Raw genomic sequence first — 15,939 nt, 5'->3', positions numbered from 1 at the left:
TTAGTGCGAAACATGGTCAAGGAAATCGAGCGCAAGTTCCTGGTCTCCGGCAATGAGTGGCGGGATTTGGTCGAGGCGGACATCCGCATTCGCCAGTTCTATCTCGCAGCCGCGCCCGGCCGCTCGGTGCGCGTGCGCATCAGCGACGGCGGCTCCGCAAAGCTGACGCTTAAATTCGGCAGCAAGGCCCGCGAACGTGACGAATTCGAATATCCGATCCCCTTGGCGGAGGCGGAAGAGATGCTGGCATTCGCGATCGGACATGTCATCGAGAAGACACGCCACCATGTTAGGCATCGCGGCTATCTCTATGAAGTCGATGTCTTCGGCGGGATGCTTTCGGGGCTGGTGGTCGCGGAGCTCGAGACGCCCGAGGACGTGCCGGACGGAATGCTGCCAGATTGGCTCAGCCGCGAAGTCACCGGCGAGCAGAGATTCTATAACGCGTCGCTCGCCCTTGGGGAGATTCCGGAGATCGCCGCATGAGCTATCGCATCGATCCGCGCCTGCCGTTGACCGGCGAGGTCAGGCGCATCCTCGCCGAGGAGATCGGCAAGGCGCTCGTCCATCTGGACGCGGCACGCTACAGGCCGGAACAGGGACTGCACAAATGCCGCAAGCGGCTGAAGAACGTGCGTGCCTTGTTGCGCCTGGTCCGTTCCGGAGACGAAACATTCTGCCAGACCGAAAACCAGTGCTACCGACAGGTGGCGGCTCTGCTTGCCGGTCCGCGCGAGGCGACCGCGCTGGTTGAAACAATCGACCGGCTGGCGGCAGGCTTTCCCGAACAAAGCGCCGCAGGTGGTCTCGATGCTGTTCGCGAGACGCTTGTGGCGCGCCAGCACGAATTGCATGGCGGTGTTGGCCTCGAAGCTGCGATAAACGCCGCGATTGCGGCCTGCAAGGAGGGCATCGGCCGGACAGATAGACTGACCTTGCCCGACCAGCCCGAACAGGCCGCCGATGTGCTTGCCGAAGGCGCCCGCATCACTCTGCGTCGCGCCAGAAAGGCGCTGGACAAGGCGGGCTCTCGCGGCGAGGCCGACGATTTTCACGATCTGCGCAAGGCGGCAAAGACCCACGGGATGCACCTGTCGCTGCTCGGAAGGCTATGGCCTACGCCGATCAAGGTTCGGCGCAAGGCGGTCGACGAACTGGGCGAAAGGCTGGGCGAACTGCATGATGTGTTCGTCATGCGTGCACTTCTCGATGCCGACGACCGGCCGCTCGGCTTTCCTCAAGAAACGCGGCTCCTGGGCAAGCTTTTGAAGCGTTCGGAGAAATGCCTGAAAAAGACCTGTCTCGCCGCCGCGGCCGATCTGTTCGGCGACGGCCCCAGACGCTCGACAAGGAAACTTGCGCGCAAGGTGCGCGACGATCTGGCCGCCGCGCCGCGCCAAGACGCTGGCGCCTCCGGCGCCGCTGGCTGACGCGGTTCCCTCGGTTCGGAATCATGGTCCAGTGGTCAGATTCTGATGACACTTGGTACCCGGTTGGGAGATCGGTTCAGGGGGTCCGGGCGATTAGCGAATCCTGAGTGGGGCGCGGGGCAACGCGACTTCGCGACGGAGTGGCGAAGCTAACCGAAGCGGATCGTGCCGGGAATGGGTCTTCGGCTTACGCGTTGCAACATGGATGTGACGGCGAGTGCGCATCACGACGCGCAGTTGGGTCTCAACCAATTGTTGCCGCGATCGGACATGCGAAGCGCGCCGCAGGCATCGAAAGAAACGCCCATACATTCGACGTCGATCCAAAGGAAAGTAGATGAGTACGTTCTCTCTTTCATCGGACGGGAAACTTGCGATAACGGCGAGCGAGACGTCGTCCAAAAATGATTTCGACTATTTGGTGGGCAACTGGAACATCAGGAATCGTACGTTGAAGGAACCGCTGGCCGGAAGCGACGAGTGGGAGGAATTCGGCGCGACCCAGGAGTTCCGCCAAATCCTGGTGGGTTTGGGCAACTTCGACATTTTTCATACGGAGTTGGGAGGAAAGCCGTTCGAGGGCCTCACCGTGCGATTGTTCGATCCAAAGACGCGTCTCTGGACGATCTACTGGGCCGACAGCAACGCGGGCAAACTCGACGACGGAAAGGTGGGCTCGTTCAATGGCGACGAAGGCGAATTCTTCGGCAGTGAGGTTGTGGCCGGCAAGGACGTTATCGTGAAATTCCACTGGGATAAGCGCAACCCGAAAACTCCGATTTACAGCCGTGCGTTCTGTGCTGATGCAGGCAGAACGTGGGAATGGAATTGGTACTCGAACTTTTCACGACGGTGATTGACTGAGTTGGCCCAAACAAAATGCCGCTCCTTCGCTTGCAGCCGAGGCGAATTCCGAGCCGGATTCATATGTCAGGTGGGTACCACTAGGCCGCCGGCCTGTGGTAATCGCCGTCTGGCATGATCGAGACGGGCGACACACTTCTGGACCGAATTGGCCGCTGGCTTGCCGGCCGGCTGCAGGAGGAATCGTCCGGCTACGAGCCTTACACGCCGTCCGATGCCGAAACGCTGCGCCGAACGCTCGAGCCCGGCGACATCCTGCTCATCGAGGGCAACCAGAAGATCTCGGCGGCGATCAAATATCTGACCCAGTCGACCTGGTCGCATGCGGCCTTCTATGTCGGCGATGCCTTACCCGAACCGTCGGACGGATCGGAACGACGGCGCCTGATCGAGGTCACGCTTGGCGAGGGCTGCATCGCCGTGCCGCTATCGCGCTACCGCACCTACAATACGCGCATCTGCCGGGCGAGCGGGCTGGCGCCGGAAGATCGCAACAAGGTCGTTGCCTTCATGATCGGCAAGCTTGGTCTCAGATACGACCTCAAGAACATCTTCGACATGCTGCGTTATTTCTTACCGACGCCGCCGGTCCCGGTGCGCTGGCGCCGCCGCATGCTGGCTTTCGGCTCCGGCGATCCGACACGGGCCATCTGCTCGTCACTGATTGCCGAGGCCTATGGCCAGATCCGCTATCCTATCCTGCCTGAGATCACCCATGCGCCCGGCCGCGCCTCGGCGCAGTCAAACTATTCGCGAAAGGAAATCCTGCACATCCGCCACCACTCGCTCTACACGCCGCGCGATTTCGACCTGTCGCCCTACTTCCGCATCGTCAAGCCGACACTGGAATACGGGTTCGACTACCGGCAGATGATTTGGGGCGACAAGGCTGCCGGTGCGGAGACCAAGGTCACCAAATAGCAGCTCGATCCTTTTGGTCGAGCGTCGGATTTCCCCAAAATTCACCTTGGGCATAGGGGCGGTCCACACGCCGATCTAATCGCGAGTTGCCACGCCAGTGTGCTGTTCCGACAGGCCGGTTCAGGCGTCGTCGCCCTGCCCGCCCCGTCGCTGTAGCGTCCGTGCGGCGAGCCAGCACAGCATTGCCCAGGCGAAGCCGGCGCACCACCCGGCCAGCACGTCGGACGGCCAATGAACGCCGAGATAGATGCGGCTGATGCCGACCAGCACTGTCGTCAGCACGGCGAGTGCCAGCACATAGATCTTCGTCGTCCGCCCAGGCAGGAAGCGCGCCGCCATGCTGCCCAGCGTGAGATAGGTCACCGCCGACAGCATGGCATGGCCGCTCGGGAAGGAGAGCGACGCCACGTCGGCGAGATGTGAGACGAGCTCCGGGCGCGGCCGGTCGATACCGGCTTTCAGCAGGCTTGACAGAGCCTGACCACCCGCCACCGCCACGAAGACGAGAAGCGCTGTTCCCGGCCTGCGGATCAGAAGCAGATAGACGGTCACTGCCACTGTGATCAGCCCGAGCACGCTGACGCTGCCGAGACTGGTGATGTCGCGCATTGCCCCTTCCAGCCACGCCGGGCCGACCGGATTGTCGGGCTGGCCGGCTTCGCGGAAAGCGAGCAGGATTTCGGTATCGAAGGCGTGCGGCGTGGTGGCTAGCGCGGCCTCCATCAGCTCCTCGAATCCCCACAGCCCGCCGGCAATGACCAGCCCGGCCAGCAGCATCGGGAATTCGATCCAGTTGAGCAGCGGGTTCTTCATCGAGCCGGTCGTCCCCTAGCGCCGCGCGTCCTTTTGGACGTGCACGCTGTAGCACTTTGATTCCTGTGCCATGACCCCAAGAAAATCGATTTCGATCTTGGGATCATGCGCAACTACAGTCTTTGCAGATAGGGACCGAGCGTGATCAGCGCCACTGCGGCAACGGCGAGCACGATGCCGGTCGTCTGCAAGGCATTGACGCGCTCGCCGAAGAAAGCCAGTGCCACCACGTTCACCGACACCAGCTGGATCACCGCCGACAGGCTGAACGACACCGACATGCCGAATTCGCGGATCAATCTCAGCATGACCAGATTGCCTAGCGAATAGAGCGCGAGTGTCAGCACGATCTTGCCGAGGCTGGGCGCCAGCCCCCATTGCTTCGCCGCCATCGCCGCGAGCAGGAAGATAACAGTCGAAACGACAAGCTGTACCAGTCCCCAGAAACTCACTTTCACCCCTCCTGCTGCGGCCTTTGCCGCGCCTGCTGCAGATCTTGTTTCCGAAGCTCGGGTCGCGGTCAAGCGGGCTGATCAAGGACACGAAACCGTGGGGTGGAAATTGGTCGGCAACGTCATCAAACTGTGATCTGCTGGCGATAGCGGTCAGTCAAGCAGCACGCTCCAGCCATCCCAAAGAAGCCAGAGGCAAGCCCATGACCGTACATCGCTCGACCGAACATCGCTCCCCAGAGGCCCATTTCCGCACTAGCCTGCTCGAGGAAAACGATGGGCCAGGAACAAATCCCACCGACAACCGGACGATGGGCGAGATCATCGCCGCGCGTTTCTCGCGCCGTGGTTTTCTGCAGGGATCACTCGCGGCGACCGCCATCGCCGTCACCGTCAGCCCGCTTGCGCTGATACTCGCCGACGAAGCCCGCGCGGGCGGCGGCTCGGCTTTTACTTTCGACGAGGTCGAGGCTGGCGTCGATGACAAGCACCATGTCGCCGCCGGTTACGACGCCGACGTGCTGTTGCGCTGGGGCGATCCGCTGTTTGCCGATTCGCCGGAATTCGATCCGACAAAACAGTCGGCGCAGGCCCAGGCCAGACAATTCGGCTATAACAACGACTATGTCGGCTACATCCCGCTCGACGGCTCGGCCGAGCATGGCCTGCTGGTGGTCAACCACGAATACACCAACCCGCATCTGATGTTCCCGGGCATCGTCACCATCGTCGATGGCGAGGCAAAGCAGGCGCCGCTGAGTAAGGAACAGGTCGATGTCGAGATGGCCGCGCATGGCATGACCGTTGTCGAAATCCGCAAGGTTGACGGCAAATGGCAGGTCGTGCGCGACGGCAAGCAGAATCGCCGGATCACCGCTGCGACGGAGATGGTTTTGACCGGCCCGGCTGCCGGGCACAATCGGCTCAAGACCAATGCCGATCCGTCCGGCACGAAGGTGCTGGGTACCGTCAACAACTGTGCTGGTGGAATGACGCCTTGGGGGACGGTCATGTCGGGCGAGGAAAACTTCCACGGCTATTTCGCTGGTGAGCTTCCAGCCGATCATCCGGAAGCGGCAAGTTACAAGCGATACGGCATTCCTGACGGCGCCTATGAATGGGCGAATTTCTACGAGCGCTTTGACGTCTCCAAGGAGCCGAACGAGCCGAACCGTTTCGGCTGGATGGTCGAGATTGATCCGACCGACCCCAACTCCGTCCCGAAAAAGCGCACCGCGCTTGGCCGCCTCAAGCATGAAGGCGCCGAGTCGGCCGTCGCCAAGGATGGCCGTGTGGTGCTCTACCAAGGTGACGACGAGCGTTTCGACTATGTCTACAAATTCGTCACGGCCGGCAAGTTCAACGCCGAGGACCGCGCCGCCAACATGGATCTTCTCGACGACGGCACGCTCTACGTCGCCAAATTCGCCGAGGACGGTACTCTTGAATGGCTGCCATTGGTTTACGGTCAGGGTCCGTTGATCGCTGAAAACGGCTTTGCCAGCCAGGCCGACGTGCTGATCGGGACAAGGCTTGCCGCCGACCGTCTCGGTGCCACCAAGATGGACCGCCCCGAGGACATCCAGCCCAACCCGACGACCGGCAAGGTCTATGTCATGCTGACTAATAATACCAAGCGCAAGGCGGACCAGATCGACGCCGCCAACCCGCGCGCCGAAAACGCCTTCGGCCACATCATCGAGATCGCCGAGGACGGTGGCGATTTCACTGCTACGAAGGGCAAGTGGGAAATCCTGTTGAAATGCGGCGATCCCTCGGTGGCCGAAGTCGGCGCCTCCTTCTCGACCGCGACCACCGCCAATGGCTGGTTCGGCATGCCGGACAATTGCGCCGTCGATACGGCAGGCCGGCTCTGGGTCTCGACCGACGGCCAGGGTCCGAAGGCGACCGGCCGCACCGACGGCCTGTGGGCGGTCGACACCGAGGGCGAGGCGCGGGCGACATCAAAGCTGTTCTTCCGCGTGCCGATCGGTGCTGAACTGTGTGGCCCGATATTCACGCCGGACGACCAGACCGCTTTCGTCGCGGTCCAGCATCCGGCCGATGGCGGCGAAGACTGGGAGCCATTCGGCCGACCCTCTTACTATGAGGACCTGTCGACCCGCTGGCCCGACTTCAAGCCCGACATGCCGGTGCGGCCATCGGTCGTCGCAATCACCAAACAGGGCGGTGGCAAGATCGCGGTCTGACGCGCGGCGCGGCTTTTGCTTGCACCGCAAGGAAGGATTTCGGCAATACGAAATCCTTCCTTTCCCCTTGCGCGGACGCATCCACCTTAATGCGCCTGATCGTTAGTTGGTGCGCTGAACCACGGCCACATTCATGCTGCTTCTCAACCTGAAGCCAATGGACTCGTACAATCTTATAGCCGCTGTGTTTGTGGCGTAGGCGTGCAGATAGGGAGCTTCGCCGCGCGCCATGATCTGATTTGCCACGAACAGGGACAGCAACCTGCCCAAGCCGCCGCCGCGAAAGTCCGGATGTGAGCACACCCCGCTGAGTTCGGTATAGCCAGGTTGCTTCATGCGCTTGCCGGCCATCGCCACAAGTCTGCCTTCGATTTTTACACCCCAGAAGTCGCCCAGGCTCAAAGCCCCGAGCGTGAATGGGCCAGGCTTGGTGAGAGACGCCAAGGCGAGCATCTCGGCTGCATCGTCCTGCGTCAGACGCTGCACACGCTCGTCGGACACGATCTGCAATGACCGTTCGGCAACTATCTGGACGCCGGAGGCCGCCGAGATCGCGGATAGCCCATCAGGCAGGGCAATGGGATCCGCCTGCAGCATGATCACGCTATCGTTTGCTGGAACAAGCCTATCGAACGCCCGGAGGCTTTCGGTGTCGTTCGCGGCGGTGGCAGCGAACGGAACGATCGACGACGGATATCGCCTGGCGAGGTTGTCACCTTGCGCGAAGGCCTTGTGTCGTGTCCCGAGCGCGCTCCAGACAGGACGGTCGAGGACATGTTTCATTGCACGGCACCCACGGCCTTTCCCACACGACGGTCGATGGGAGCCGCAGCGATGCCGTCCTCGATTGCGGCCAGTTGATCGAGGAGCGGCCCCGAAAGGCCTGCGCATAAATCCGCGACGGCTTTCTCGATGCGTGGCCAGACGTCGCGCTTCGCGGCATCGACAAGCCGTCGACCGTTCCGAGTGAGCGAGACAATCCTGCGCCGCTGGTCATTGTTCGACTGGCTGACTTCGACCAATCCCAGTTCGGCCAGAAGCGCCACGCTTCGTGTGACGCCCGGCTGCGCAATCCCAAGAGCCTGTGCCAGTTCACCAACTGGCAGGGCCCCCAGCCTGTCGAGAGCGGCTAGGAGCGGATACTGGCTCGACTGAACCGGGACATCCAGGCGATCGAGCACTCGCTGCGTATCCGACTGCAATTGCTCGCCTATACGCTTCAGCCTGCTGCCCAGGCACAGGAAGCCAAGAGACCGTATGACATCTTCCATAATCAACGCGTCCTATGCTGATCAATAACATGATATATAACAATGCATAGAAAGTCAAAGGACGTGGTCGTAATGCAATCCGATCCGCTGATGACTCCAGGATGGAGCCGCCGCCATTTGGAGATTTCCCTTTAGTCGGCGCTGATTGCATCCTATATGGCGCTTGCGCGATATGATCGGTAGTCAATCGCGCCAAGGCGACGGATTCGAGGCCGTGGGCTGGCCTCCATGGCGAAGTTGGATTCGTCAGTTCCGCAGCCGGTAGCCGGTCCTGAAGATCCACGCGACGATCGCTATGCAGACAAGCAGGAAAACGACGGTCATGCCGAGGCTGATGCCGATCGAGACGTCGGACTTGCCGTAGAAACTCCAGCGAAAGCCGCTGACCAGATAGAGGACGGGGTTGAACAGCGTCACCGTGCGCCAGACGCCAGGCAGCATGTCGATCGAATAGAAGCTGCCGCCAAGGAAGGTAAGCGGCGTGATGATCAGCAGCGGCACCAGCTGCAATTGTTCGAAGCTCTTCGCCCAGATGCCGATGATGAAACCGAACAGGCTGAAGGTCACCGCCGTCAGCACCAGGAAGGCAAGCATCCAGACCGGATGCTCGATGGTCAGCGGCACGAACAACCCTGCGGTCGCCAGGATGATTAGGCCGAGTATGATCGACTTGGTCGCCGCACCACCGACATAGGCAATGATGATCTCCAGATAGGACACCGGCGCCGACAGCAATTCGTAGATCGAGCCGACGAATTTTGGGAAATATATGGCGAAGGACGCGTTGGAGATCGACTGCGTCAGCAGCGACAGCATGATCAGCCCCGGCACGATGAAGGCGCCGTAGCTGACGCCGTCGATCTCGGTGATACGCGAGCCGATGGCCGAGCCGAAGACGACGAAATAAAGGGATGTCGAGATCACCGGCGAGACGATGCTCTGCAGCACGGTCCGAAAGGCGCGCGCCATCTCCATCTTGTAGATCGCCCAGACTGCTCGCAGGTTCATGCGTCCTTCCTCACCAGGTTGACGAAGATCTCCTCGAGCGAGCTGTTTTGCGTGTCGATATCGCGGAACTGGATGCCGGCCACTTCGAGGTCGCGGAGCAGCGAGGCGACGCCCGGCCGTTCGCTCTGGTTGTCATAGGTGTACGTCAGTTGGTCACCGTCCGGCGAAAGCTCGAGCGCATAGCGCGAAAACGTCTCGGGTATGGTAGCGAGCGGGCTGCGCAGTTCCAGCAACAGCCGTTTGCGGCCTAGCGTGCGCATCAATTCGGCCTTGTCCTCGACCAGCACGATCTCGCCGCGGTTGATGACGCCGACGCGGTCGGCCATCGCCTCGGCCTCCTCGATATAGTGCGTGGTCAGGATGATGGTGACGCCATCCTCGCGCAGCCGGCGCACCATCACCCACATGTCCTGGCGCAGCTCGACGTCGACGCCGGCCGTCGGCTCGTCGAGGAACAGGACCCTCGGTTCGTGCGACAGCGCCTTGGCGATCATCAGCCGCCGCTTCATGCCGCCGGACAGCGTGATCGCCTTCGCGTCCCTCTTGTCCCACAATGACAGGTCGCGCAGCACTTTCTCGACGAAGGCGTGGTTGGCCGGCTTGCCGAACAGGCCGCGGCTGTAGTTGACCGTGGCCCACACGCTCTCGAACGCGTCGATGGTCAGTTCCTGCGGCACCAGCCCGATCAGGCTGCGCGCGGTACGGTAATCCCGGCTGATGTCGTGGCCGTCCACGGTGACCGTGCCCGACGAGCGGTTGACGATACCGCAGACGATCGAGATCAGTGTCGTCTTGCCGGCACCGTTCGGCCCGAGCAGCGCAAAGATCTCGCCGCGCTCGATGTCGAGGTTGATCTCCTTCAGCGCCTTGAAACCGGTGGCGTAGGTCTTGGTGACCCCGGAAATCGAAATGATGGACGGCATGGCTGAAAAACGGCTGCTTGAAAGGAGGACTGTTGAATTTAATCCGCTGAATGTCGGTGCGCGCAGCCGGAAGTCAATGCCGCTCCTGACAGTTCTGGACATTGGCGGTGCCAGAGACCGGTCGAAAAATGTAAATTGCATTTCCACGTCCTTTGACCTCCAGGTGACCCTGCGGCGTTCCGCCTCGCGTGACGCCACGCCGCTTTGACGTTTGACGTATCCGGCATATCTTCTTTTGGTATAACCGCAGCCGGAGCCCGCCATGGACCCGCTCATGTTGTCGCGCATCCAGTTCGGCGCAAACATCTCGTTCCACATACTGTTTCCGGCTATCACCATCGCGCTTGGCTGGGTGCTGCTGTTCTTCAAGCTTCGCTACAACGCCACCGGCGATTCCGCCTGGATGCGCGCCTATTTCACCTGGGTGAAAGTGTTCGCGCTGTCGTTTGCCATGGGCGTGGTTTCGGGTGTCACCATGAGCTTCCAGTTCGGCACCAACTGGCCGGGTTACATGGAGACCGTCGGCAACATCGCCGGCCCGCTGCTCGCCTATGAGGTCCTCACCGCCTTCTTCCTCGAGGCAGCGTTCCTCGGCATCATGCTGTTCGGCTTTCGCCGCGTCTCCAACCGCATCCACACGCTGGCAACCGTGCTTGTGGCGGGCGGCACCACTTTGTCCGCCTTCTGGATCATCGCGCTCAATTCGTGGATGCAGACGCCGGTCGGCTTCGAGATGCGCGATGGCGTAGCGCACGCCACCGACTGGTGGGCGATCGTCTTCAACCCGTCGATGCCCTACCGGCTCGTCCATATGCTGCTTGCCTCGGGCTTGACGGTTTCGTTCATGATCGCCGGTCTGTCGGCGCTGCGCTATCTCTATGGCGACCGCTCTGAATCGATGTGGAAGGCATTACGCACCGGTGTCTTCACCGCGGCGATCCTGATCCCCATCCAGATATTCGCCGGCGACCAGCATGGCCTCAACACGCTGGAGCATCAGCCGCAGAAGATCGCCGCCATGGAGGCCAACTGGAATACCGGTCCCCATGTGCCGCTGATCCTTTTCGCGCTTCCAGACGAAGCGGCAAGGGAGAACAGATTCGAAGTCACCATACCCGAAGGGGCCAGCCTCATCCTCAGGCACAGCGCCAGCGGCGTCGTGCCGGGGCTGAACGACTATCCCGGCAACCACCCGCCGGTCTTCCCTGTGTTCTGGGCTTTTCGCATCATGGTCGGCGTCGGGGTTCTTATGCTCGTCGTCTCCTGGTCGGCCGCCTTTTTCCTGAAACGCCGCCACAACCTGCCGAAACCGCTGGCGCTGGTGATGGTGCCGATGGCGCTGTCCGGCTGGCTGGCGACGCTGGCCGGCTGGTACACCACCGAGATCGGCCGCCAACCCTGGCTGGTCACCGGCGTGCTCAAGACTGTAGACGCTGTCGGCCCGGTGGCCGGCAGCCAGGTCGCGCTGTCGCTTGCGGTCTATCTCATCCTCTACGCGCTGCTCTTGATCGCCTATCTCGGCGTGCTGGTGCATCTGGCGCTGAAGGCGGCGAAGGACGGCGATGCCTCGCCGCTGCCGGGCGTCCTCGACGCGCCGCTGTCGCAGCCGGCGGCGAAATAGGAAAACGGTGATGACGCTTCCCTGGCCGACCCTGCTGCCCCTCATCTTCGCCGGCCTGATGGGCCTTGCCATCCTGATCTACGTCATCCTCGACGGCTTCGACCTTGGCATCGGCATCCTGTTCGCGGCCGCCGAAGACGCCGAGCAGGACACGATGATCGCGGCAATAGGCCCGTTCTGGGACGCCAACGAGACCTGGCTGGTGCTGGCCGTCGGCCTGCTGCTGGTCGCCTTCCCGCTGGCGCACGGCACCATCCTCACCGCGCTTTACATTCCGGTTTTTCTGCTCCTTGTCGGCCTGATCCTGCGCGGCGTCGCCTTCGATTTCCGTGCCAAGGTGCCGGCCGGCAGGAAGCATCGCTGGAACCGGATCTTCTTCCTGGGCTCGGTCATAGCATCTCTGGCGCAGGGCTACATGCTGGGGATCTATGTGCTCGGCCTGGATGTCGGCCTCGGCGGTATCGCCTTCGGCGCACTGGTGGCGCTCTGCCTTGCCGCCGCCTATGCGGCGATGGGCGCAGCCTGGGTCATCTACAAGACGGAAGGCGAATTGCAGAAGAAGGCAGTGCTCTGGCTGCGCCGGACGCTGGTGCTGACCGCGATCGGCATGATCGCCGTCTCGCTGGCCACGCCGCTCGCCAGTCCGCGCATCTTCGACAAATGGTTCGTCTGGCCCGATATCCTCTACCTGTCGCCGCTGCCGATCCTGTCGGCGGTGCTGTTCCTGTGGCTGTGGCGGCAGACATTTCATCTGCCCAAGGCGGACGACCGTCATGCGCTGAGGCCATTCCTGACGCTGGCCGCAATCTTCACGTTGGGCTTCGCCGGCCTCGCCTGGTCGTTCTATCCCTTCGTGGTGCCCGACCGGCTGACCATCTGGCAGGCGGCCTCCGCGCCTGAAAGCCTCGCCATCATCCTGGCCGGCACGGTGGTCGTGCTACCGATCATCATCTTCTATTCGTTCTACGCCTACCGCGTCTTCGGCGGCAAGGCGACGGATCTGACCTACGACTGACCGACAGCAACGCGATGGATTCCCGATGAGACCGCGGTCTCGCGGGAACGGGATATTCACCTTCCGGGGCAATAAACCTTCTTGGACAGAGTCCGGCGAGGAAAAGCGGGTCGCCGCGGGGAAACGGCCAGCGACTGGCGCGAGACGGAAAACCTGCCTTTCCCCGATTTCAGGGCTCGGCGTGGTACCCCGAGATGGAGCCTGCTTCGACATCGGCTGAGACCATCGCAATGCAGGAAAAGCTGGGCCGGAGCTTGCCCTGGCGCAAATAGCGGAGCTGACATCGGTGCGACGAGCGCTCCACCCGACGACAAATCCGCCACACCAATCATCTGCACAATATTTAGGCTGTCTGCCAGTCAGTTGGCATTGGATCGTGATGGAAATTTCGCAACCTGTTGCAAAGCCCCTTTTTCGCGGCGATTTCGACGGTTTGGCACGTCTGTTGCTTTGCCCAGACGACCAATTGGTTTTGTCCAGTCAAAGGGGAAAATAATGAACCGTCGCAATGCGTGCATGCTGGCCTTCGCCGCCGTGGTCGGAATGGCCATCGCTCCGTCTCCGCAGGCGCGGGCCGACGCCCTGAGCGACATCGGGGCGCGGGGCACCGTCCGCGTCGCCGTCCCGCAGGATTTCCCGCCCTTCGGCAGCGTTGGCGCCGACATGACGCCGCAGGGCTACGACATCGACATCGCCAATCTGATTGGCGAAAAGCTTGGCGCCAAGGTCGAGATCGTCCCGGTCACCAGCGCCAACCGCATTCCCTACCTTCAGACCAATAAGGTCGACCTGGTCATATCCAGCCTCGGCAAGAATCCCGATCGCGAGAAGGTCATCGACTTTTCCGAAGCCTACGCGCCCTTCTACAATGGCGTGTTCGCTCCGGCGGATGTCGCGGTCGCCAAGGCGGAAGATCTCGCCGGCAAGACCGTTGGCGTCACCCGCGGCGCGATCGAAGACCTCGAGCTGACCAAGGTCGCGCCCGCGAGCGTCGAGATCAAGCGCTACGAGGACAATAACGGCACTATTTCCGCTTTCCTTTCGGGCCAGGTCGAGGTGATCGCGACCGGAAATGTCGTCGCCGCCGCCATCCTCGAAAAGAACCCGCCCAAGCGGCCCGAACTCAAATTCCTGATCAAGAACTCGCCTTGCTACATCGGCCTGAACAAGGACGAGCCGGCATTGATGGCCAAGATCAACGGGATCATCGCCGCCGCGAGGTCCGACGGCGCCCTCAACGCGATTTCGCAAAAGTGGCTGAAGGTGGACCTGCCGGCGGAGCTGTGATCGCCGTCGCCCGCGTGTGGTTCAGGTCAGATAGCAAGCCATGACCTATCACTTCGATTTCGGCTGGCTGATCGACTCTCTGCCGGTGCTGCTCAAGGGCATTCGGATCACCGTGCAGCTCATCCTGATCGGCGCGGTGTTCGGCGTGGCGTTGGGCATTGCCTGCGCCTGGGTACGCGCGCTCGGGCCGAAGTGGCTGAGGCCTGTCGTCGCGACCTATGTCGAGCTGATCCGCAACACGCCCTTCCTCATCCAGCTGTTCTTCATCTTCTTCGGCCTGCCGTCGCTTGGCATCAGGATGACGGAACTAACCGCCGCCAACCTCGCCATGATCGTCAACCTCGGCGCCTACAGCTGCGAGATCATCCGCGCCGGCATCCAGGCCACGCCACGCGGCCAGTTCGAAGCCGGCGCCAGCCTCGCCATGACCCCGTTCCAAGTCTTCTGGCATGTGGTCCTGGTCCCGGCGCTCCAGCGCATCTGGCCCGCGCTGTCGTCGCAGATCGTCATCGTCATGCTGGGTTCGGCGGTCGTTTCGCAGATTGCCGCCGAGGACCTGACCTTCGCTGCCAACTTTATCCAGTCGCGCAATTTCAGGGCCTTCGAAACCTACATCGTCTCCACCTTGATCTACCTGGCCCTCGCCATTCTGCTGCGCCAACTGCTGGCCGGCCTGGGCTGGATGCTGTTTCCGAGGAAGGCGTCGCGATGAGACATGCGCCATGACCGAGTTCAGCTTCTGGGACATCCTGCGCAACCTGCTTTTGGCCGCGCGCTGGACCGTTCTGCTCTCGCTGGTCTCCTTCATCGGCGGCGGCATCGCCGGTGCGGCCCTGCTTTTCCTGCGCATCGGCGGCCGGCGCTGGATGCGGCTTCTGTCGCGCGGCTACATCCAACTGTTCCAGGGCACGCCGCTCCTGATGCAGCTTTTCCTCGCTTTCTTCGGCCTTGGCCTGTTCGGCATCGACGTTCCCGCCTGGCTTGCCGCTTGTGTCGCTCTCATCCTGTGGACCGCCGCCTTCCTCGCCGAAATCTGGCGCGGCTGCGTCGAAAGCGTCGCCAAGGGTCAATGGGAGGCGTCCGCCAGCCTCGGGATGGGTTACCTCCAGCAGATGCGTTACGTCATCCTGCCGCAGGCCCTGAAAGTGGCGGTGCCGCCGACGGTCGGCTTCTCGGTGCAGGTGGTGAAGGGCACCGCGCTCACCTCCATCATCGGCTTCGTCGAACTGTCGAAGGCCGGTTCGATCGTCACCAACGCCACGTTCCAGCCGTTCACGGTCTACGGCCTGGTCGCGCTCATCTACTTCGCTTTGTGCTGGCCGCTGTCGAAATCGAGCCAGCTCCTGGAAAGGAAGCTCAATGTCGCTCATCGCAATCACTGAGGTGAAGAAGCGCTTCGGCGACAACGAGGTGCTGAAGGGGATTTCCATCGACATCGCGCCGGGCGAGGTCGTCGCCATCATCGGCAAGAGCGGTTCGGGCAAGTCGACTCTGCTGCGCTGCATTAACGGGCTGGAGACCATCGATGAAGGCTCGATCGTCGTCGCCGGCGCCCGGTTCCTGCCCGACGAGACGCATCTCAAGGCCTTGCGCCTGAAGGTCGGCATGATCTTCCAGCAATTCAACCTGTTCCCGCATCTCACGGCCGGCGGCAATGTCATGCTGTCGCAGATGGTGGTGAAGAAGACGCCGAAAAAGGACGCCGAAGCGGTGGCGCGAAAAATGCTCGACCGCGTCGGTCTCGCCCACAAGTTCGACGCTTTGCCGGACGAACTGTCCGGCGGCCAGCAGCAGCGCGTGGCGATCGCCCGGGCGCTCGCCATGCAGCCCATCGCGCTGCTATGCGACGAGATCACCTCGGCGCTCGATCCCGAGCTCGTTGCCGAAGTGCTGGCCGTCGTCAAGGAATTGGCCGCGGAAGGCATGACGCTGGTGATGGTCACCCACGAGATGCGCTTCGCCCGCGACGTCTGCTCGCGAGTCGTCTTCATGCATCAGGGCCGCGTCCACGAGATCGGCGCTCCCGAGGACGTCTTCGCCAACCCCAGGACGCCGGAGCTCAGGCAGTTTCTGGGCGTGCAGTAAGCAGGTAGTGTTGCCCTGATCGCTGCCCAAAGCACATCA

General features: G+C 62.0%; 18 protein-coding genes. 12 read left to right on the top strand and 6 right to left on the bottom strand.

Annotated features, from left to right (window positions below):
- Positions 1 to 12 precede the first annotated feature (12 nt).
- The 4 genes from AC0NID_RS05775 to AC0NID_RS05760 all read left to right on the top strand — a co-directional run bounded on the left by AC0NID_RS05775 (position 13) and on the right by AC0NID_RS05760 (position 3,215).
- Positions 13 to 486, top strand: coding sequence for a CYTH domain-containing protein (locus tag AC0NID_RS05775; protein WP_473451720.1), 474 nt, complete (start codon positions 13 to 15; stop codon positions 484 to 486).
- Positions 483 to 1,430 carry a CHAD domain-containing protein gene (locus AC0NID_RS05770; protein ID WP_473451719.1) on the top strand — a complete coding sequence of 316 codons (948 nt, stop codon included), beginning with the start codon at positions 483 to 485 and terminating at the stop codon, positions 1,428 to 1,430. The genes AC0NID_RS05775 and AC0NID_RS05770 overlap by 4 nt, the downstream gene beginning before the upstream one ends.
- Positions 1,431 to 1,767: 337 nt before the next feature.
- On the top strand, positions 1,768 to 2,286 hold the full coding sequence (locus AC0NID_RS05765; RefSeq protein WP_473451717.1) for a hypothetical protein: 519 nt from the start codon (positions 1,768 to 1,770) through the stop codon (positions 2,284 to 2,286).
- A 122-nt stretch (positions 2,287 to 2,408) separates the two neighbouring features.
- Entirely contained in the window at positions 2,409 to 3,215 is an 807-nt protein-coding gene (locus tag AC0NID_RS05760; protein ID WP_473451715.1) for a C40 family peptidase, read from the top strand.
- Positions 3,216 to 3,335: 120 nt separating this feature from the next.
- Here AC0NID_RS05760 and AC0NID_RS05755 read toward each other — a convergent pair whose 3' ends face one another.
- Both AC0NID_RS05755 and AC0NID_RS05750 read right to left on the bottom strand, forming a co-directional pair.
- The gene (locus AC0NID_RS05755; protein ID WP_473451713.1) at positions 3,336 to 4,028 is read right to left on the bottom strand and encodes a phosphatase PAP2 family protein; all 693 of its coding nucleotides are present in this window, start codon (positions 4,026 to 4,028) and stop codon (positions 3,336 to 3,338) included.
- Positions 4,029 to 4,141: 113 nt separating this feature from the next.
- The gene (locus tag AC0NID_RS05750) at positions 4,142 to 4,480 is read right to left on the bottom strand and encodes a hypothetical protein (protein ID WP_292167675.1); all 339 of its coding nucleotides are present in this window, start codon (positions 4,478 to 4,480) and stop codon (positions 4,142 to 4,144) included.
- Positions 4,481 to 4,683: 203 nt separating this feature from the next.
- Between AC0NID_RS05750 and AC0NID_RS05745 the strand changes: the two genes are divergently transcribed.
- Positions 4,684 to 6,690 (top strand): PhoX family protein, encoded by a 2,007-nt coding sequence (locus tag AC0NID_RS05745; protein ID WP_473451711.1) that lies wholly within the window; start codon positions 4,684 to 4,686, stop codon positions 6,688 to 6,690.
- 102 nt (positions 6,691 to 6,792) lie between these two features.
- On the opposite strand, the gene AC0NID_RS05740 is transcribed toward AC0NID_RS05745, so the two are convergent.
- The 4 genes from AC0NID_RS05740 to AC0NID_RS05725 form a co-directional block, all read right to left on the bottom strand.
- On the bottom strand, positions 6,793 to 7,473 hold the full coding sequence (locus tag AC0NID_RS05740; RefSeq protein ID WP_473451709.1) for a GNAT family N-acetyltransferase: 681 nt from the start codon (positions 7,471 to 7,473) through the stop codon (positions 6,793 to 6,795).
- Positions 7,470 to 7,961, bottom strand: coding sequence for a MarR family winged helix-turn-helix transcriptional regulator (locus AC0NID_RS05735; protein ID WP_473451707.1), 492 nt, complete (start codon positions 7,959 to 7,961; stop codon positions 7,470 to 7,472). Before AC0NID_RS05735 ends, AC0NID_RS05740 begins: the two co-directional genes overlap by 4 nt.
- 246 nt (positions 7,962 to 8,207) lie before the next feature.
- Positions 8,208 to 8,969 carry an ABC transporter permease gene (locus tag AC0NID_RS05730; RefSeq protein ID WP_145723265.1) on the bottom strand — a complete coding sequence of 254 codons (762 nt, stop codon included), beginning with the start codon at positions 8,967 to 8,969 and terminating at the stop codon, positions 8,208 to 8,210.
- A complete protein-coding gene (locus tag AC0NID_RS05725; RefSeq protein ID WP_473451705.1) occupies positions 8,966 to 9,892 on the bottom strand; it encodes an ABC transporter ATP-binding protein in 927 nt (308 codons plus the stop codon). Before AC0NID_RS05725 ends, AC0NID_RS05730 begins: the two co-directional genes overlap by 4 nt.
- Between AC0NID_RS05725 and AC0NID_RS05720 the strand changes: the two genes are divergently transcribed.
- From AC0NID_RS05720 to AC0NID_RS05690, 7 genes are all read left to right on the top strand, one after another.
- Entirely contained in the window at positions 9,879 to 10,100 is a 222-nt protein-coding gene (locus AC0NID_RS05720; protein WP_473451703.1) for a hypothetical protein, read from the top strand. The genes AC0NID_RS05725 and AC0NID_RS05720 overlap by 14 nt on opposite strands.
- A gap of 54 nt (positions 10,101 to 10,154) precedes the next feature.
- Positions 10,155 to 11,513: a cytochrome ubiquinol oxidase subunit I gene (locus AC0NID_RS05715; RefSeq protein ID WP_473451701.1), complete on the top strand. Its 1,359-nt coding sequence runs from the start codon at positions 10,155 to 10,157 to the stop codon at positions 11,511 to 11,513.
- Positions 11,514 to 11,523: 10 nt separating this feature from the next.
- Entirely contained in the window at positions 11,524 to 12,528 is a 1,005-nt protein-coding gene (locus AC0NID_RS05710; protein ID WP_473451699.1) for a cytochrome d ubiquinol oxidase subunit II, read from the top strand.
- A 516-nt stretch (positions 12,529 to 13,044) separates the two neighbouring features.
- Positions 13,045 to 13,815: a transporter substrate-binding domain-containing protein gene (locus tag AC0NID_RS05705; protein ID WP_473452629.1), complete on the top strand. Its 771-nt coding sequence runs from the start codon at positions 13,045 to 13,047 to the stop codon at positions 13,813 to 13,815.
- Between the two features lie 40 nt (positions 13,816 to 13,855).
- Complete coding sequence (locus tag AC0NID_RS05700) at positions 13,856 to 14,527, top strand: amino acid ABC transporter permease (protein WP_473451697.1); 672 nt, start codon at positions 13,856 to 13,858, stop codon at positions 14,525 to 14,527.
- Positions 14,528 to 14,537: 10 nt separating this feature from the next.
- Entirely contained in the window at positions 14,538 to 15,197 is a 660-nt protein-coding gene (locus AC0NID_RS05695) for an amino acid ABC transporter permease (RefSeq protein ID WP_473451695.1), read from the top strand.
- On the top strand, positions 15,175 to 15,900 hold the full coding sequence (locus AC0NID_RS05690; protein WP_473451693.1) for an amino acid ABC transporter ATP-binding protein: 726 nt from the start codon (positions 15,175 to 15,177) through the stop codon (positions 15,898 to 15,900). Before AC0NID_RS05695 ends, AC0NID_RS05690 begins: the two co-directional genes overlap by 23 nt.
- Positions 15,901 to 15,939: the final 39 nt, after the last annotated feature.

The sequence above is a fragment of the Mesorhizobium sp. WSM4821 genome (assembly GCF_055901555.1).
Note: the sequence above shows the minus strand (reverse complement) of the source record. Positions and strands in the feature narration are given on the sequence as shown.